The 3,628-nt window shown below is 62.6% G+C and carries 4 protein-coding genes; 1 reads left to right on the top strand and 3 read right to left on the bottom strand.

The window, feature by feature from the left end; genetic code table 11:
* Positions 1–867, top strand: an 867-nt coding sequence (locus Y707_RS26485; RefSeq protein ID WP_035781927.1) for a phenylalanine--tRNA ligase subunit beta-related protein, incomplete at its 5' end; no start/stop codon positions are given.
* Positions 868–908: 41 nt separating this feature from the next.
* Here Y707_RS26485 and Y707_RS0115220 read toward each other — a convergent pair.
* The 3 genes from Y707_RS0115220 to Y707_RS26475 form a co-directional block, all read right to left on the bottom strand.
* The gene (locus Y707_RS0115220; protein ID WP_026535725.1) at positions 909–1,889 is read right to left on the bottom strand and encodes a quinone oxidoreductase family protein; all 981 of its coding nucleotides are present in this window, start codon (positions 1,887–1,889) and stop codon (positions 909–911) included.
* Between the two features lie 39 nt (positions 1,890–1,928).
* Positions 1,929–3,041, bottom strand: a complete 1,113-nt coding sequence (locus tag Y707_RS29995; RefSeq protein ID WP_081744917.1) for a multicopper oxidase domain-containing protein — start codon at positions 3,039–3,041, stop codon at positions 1,929–1,931.
* The coding region (locus Y707_RS26475) for a hypothetical protein (RefSeq protein ID WP_035781925.1) at positions 3,041–3,628 on the bottom strand (588 nt) is incomplete at its 5' end. The genes Y707_RS29995 and Y707_RS26475, both read right to left, overlap by 1 nt.

Genomic DNA, 3,628 nt, shown 5'->3' with positions numbered 1-3,628 from the left:
GCGATACGGCTGGCCAATCCGATCAGTGCCGAAGAACCGTTCCTGCGGACTTCTGTGCTGCCGGGGCTCCTGGATGTACTGAAACGCAACGTTTCCCGCGGATTCCGGGATGTGGCGCTCTACGAGACGGGCCTGGTGTTCCTGCCCGGGGAACAGCACGGGACGGCAGAAATTCCCGGACTGGGAGCGCTGCCGCCACCGGAAGTCATTGACTCACTGCTGGCCGGCATACCGGATCAACCCCAGCATTTGGGTGTGGTCATGTCCGGAGGTGATTCGCCGTCCGGGGCGGGACACGATCCCCGCGCATACGATTGGGCGGATGCGTTGGATGTTGCCGGGCTGGTCGGTTCAGTGCTCGGCGTTGAGGTGATCACAAGGCAGGGACAGCATCAGGCGTTCCACCCTGGCCGGACCGCGCAGCTGTTGCTCCGGTCCGGAACGGTGCTCGGCTTTGCCGGAGAACTTCACCCGAAGGTGTTGGCAGCCATGGACGCGCCGGCCAGGACTGTCGCGGTGGAGCTGGACCTCGATGCGCTGTTCGAAGCGGCCGCAGACGTTATCGTCGCCAAGCCGATTCCCACTTATCCGGTTGCGACCCAGGACGTTGCCCTTGTCGTTGATGCCGGCGTGCCGGCCAGCGAGCTGCTCGAGGTTCTCCGCGAAGGTGCGGGAGACCTGTTGGAGGATGTTTCCCTCTTCGACGTGTATTCGGGAACGGGAATCGAGGACGGGCGGAAGTCGCTGGCATTCAGCATGAGGTTCCGTGCTCCGGATCGTACTCTCACTGCGGATGAGGCATCTGCTTCCCGTGAAGCTGCGGTGGCCCTGGCCGCCGAGCGTCTCGGCGCCGTGCAACGGGGATAAGGTGCTTGCCGGCCGGATTGGTTCCGGCCGGCAGAGCAGCGTTAGCCGGCCTGGGAATCCGGCACGAGAAGTACTTTGCCGGTGGTCTTGCGTGACTGGAGGTCGCGGTGGGCTCCGGCGGCGTCGGCCAGCGGGTATGTCGCCCCGATGCTGACGGAAAGATCGCCGGACAGGACTGCATTGAACAAATCCGAGGAACGCCATCTGCGCTCGTCGGCGTCCAGCAGGTAGTCGGCGAGTTTCGGCCGGGTGACGTACAGCGATCCTCCGGCGTTGAGCCGCTGCAGGTCGAATTCGGGAACCGGGCCGGAGGCGCCTCCGAAGAGCACGAGTGTTCCCCGGGTGCGCAGGCTCGCCAGTGAGTCGTCAAACGTCGCCTTCCCGACGCCGTCGAACACGACATCCACGCCGGTTCCGCCGGTCAACTCATTAATGTTGGGCACGAGGCCCTCATATCCGAGGACTTCGTCCGCTCCGGCTTTCCTCGCCAGCGACTCCTTTTCATCGCTTGAGACTGTGGTGATGACCCGGGCGCCTTTGGCCTTGAGCAGCTGGGTCAGGAGGAGTCCCACACCGCCGGCGCCGGCATGGGTTAATACGGTTTGCCCCGCCTTGACCTGGAAAGTGGAGTTGATCAAGTAGTGCGCCGTCATACCCTGCAGGGGCAGCGCCGCAGCGGTGTGGTCGGAGATTCCCTCCGGTACGGGCAGCGCCTTGTCGGCATCGATAAGCATGTACTGGGCATAGGACGCCGAGCCTTCAGCGGTCGCCACGCGGTCCCCGGTTGAGAACCCGGTCACGCCGGTGCCGACCGCCGTAACTGCGCCGGCGGCCTCGCTGCCTGGCGTGAACGGGAAATCCACTGGATAAATCCCACTGCGCTGATACGTCTCGATGAAGTTGACCCCGCTGGCGGCCACCTTGACGAGCAGCTGTCCAGGGCCGGGTTCCGGCACATCGGTCTCAGAAAGTTCCAGGACTTCCGGGCCGCCTGCGTGGGCGGCAACAATCGCATAGCTCATCCTGCCAGTCTAAGCGTCAAGCTGGATGGGCCAGTAGGTTTAGCTCGCGGTGATTTCCACAGTCCGCGTGCCAATTACCGTTTTGTCGATCCAGTCGCAGTAATCCATCGTCAGGTAGTAGGTCCCAGCTTCCGGGGGATGCAACAGCATGTCGTAGCGTTCCGCTGCTCCGGAAGTGACGATGCTCGTCATCATCGGGTAGTCGGTGAAATGACACGGCCGGCAGGGACCATAGCGCGAGGTTTCGCGGAAAGCGCGGCCATCATGGGAGATCAGCTCTGCCATCTTTACAGGCTTCCCGGTACTGTCGGTAAACCGCATGGTGTTCGGCGAGTAGCTGCAATTGAGCAGCCGCAGCAAGGTCGGCGCGCGGTCACCTCCGGCGACGTTGGCCCGCATGTTCTGCAGACTCCAGACATGCTCTCCGCCTGGACGGTGGGCGAGCTCTCCGCCCAGCAGGTAGAAGTGCGTTGGCTGGAAATTGTTGAGGCCCACGTCCTCACCGGATAGTCCTTCCGCGTGGTTGTAGTCGTGCCAGCGGGGGTCCACCGAGTACGGCGCGATCAGCGTTTCCGTATCGATGTCGTATTCCGGACCGTCGATGAAGACCCGCCGTGTAACGCCTTCGGTGACCGGAAAGACCGGGTGCACCACCGGATCGACAATCAGGGGTCCGAACATGCCCAGCTGGACGTGCAGGGTGGTGTTCACGTGACAGTGGTAGAAGTATGTTCCTGCTCCGCCGAGGTTGGGATCGCCCGGCCAGCCGACTTCCGGTTGCCATTGATAGGTGTACTGCCCTTCGATTTCGAACGACGTGTGACCGACGCCGTCGTTGCGCGGATCCGGTTCAAGCCCGTGCCAGTGGGTGGTGTGCGGTCCCTTGCTGGGGTGGGTGGTTCCGTGGAAGATTTGACCTTCCTTGACCCGGATCAGCGGGCCGGGGAAGGCACGGTCACCGGCGTCGTCGTTGAAGGACATGATCTCGTGCTCGGCGCCGTCGTCGAACCGCAGGTCCCGGCGGAACACATCCAATTCAATGGAAACGTCCGGCTCCTCCCAGTATTCGGTAACCGGGTTCTCTTCCTGGTTCTGGTTTGAGCTGAAGTCGACCTGGCTGTCGTAAAAATGCTCGTGGGCTGAAGTAGTCATCAGATTGCTCCTGTTATCGGGGCTGCCAGGGTCCAGTGACCCACGAGACCGCCTGGGTACATCCCACCCGCTGCCGTCTGGGACGGCTCAGCGTGGCAGTGCATTGGGTAGTGCCAGTCAACGTTGCGGTTCTTCCATACGTTCTCGGTGCAATCCGGCGGACGCTTAATCGGGATCAGGCTTTCCTTCCGGTCCATCGCTTCCAGCTCGATGACGTCCTCCCACTGCTGAAGCACGACATGTCCGTCATCGTCGATGAAGCCGCCGGTACGGGGGAAGTCGAAGCCATTGCGGCGTACGGTCCACAAGTGATTACCGTGAAAGTGCATCTGGTGGGACACGATGCCCGGGTTGACCAGGCGTACCAGCTGGCCGGTACTGACCGAATCGGATGTGTAACCCAGGCTGAGGTCGCGGGAATCGATGTGCCGGGCTGAGCCGGAAATGAGCGTGTCCTCCATCCGCGTCCGGTTGAGAGCCTCGTTTCGGGTAATGCCCAGCGACTCGTAGCCCGCCTTGCCATTGAGGGTGAAATACCGTGGCACGGCCTTGTCGATTCTCGGATCCACAGTGCCGCCGGCGGCTGC

This window comes from Arthrobacter sp. H14 (assembly GCF_000520495.1).
Classification (GTDB): domain Bacteria; phylum Actinomycetota; class Actinomycetes; order Actinomycetales; family Micrococcaceae; genus Arthrobacter_C.
The sequence above is the reverse complement of the archived record's forward strand: the minus strand, read 5'-3'. Positions and strand labels throughout refer to the sequence as shown.

Coding starts and splice junctions, on each gene's coding strand:
- Y707_RS0115220 (WP_026535725.1), bottom strand. CDS start 1,889: ATGAGCTATGCGATTGTTGCCGCCCACGCAGGCGGCCCGGAAGTCCTG.
- Y707_RS29995 (WP_081744917.1), bottom strand. CDS start 3,041: ATGACTACTTCAGCCCACGAGCATTTTTACGACAGCCAGGTCGACTTC.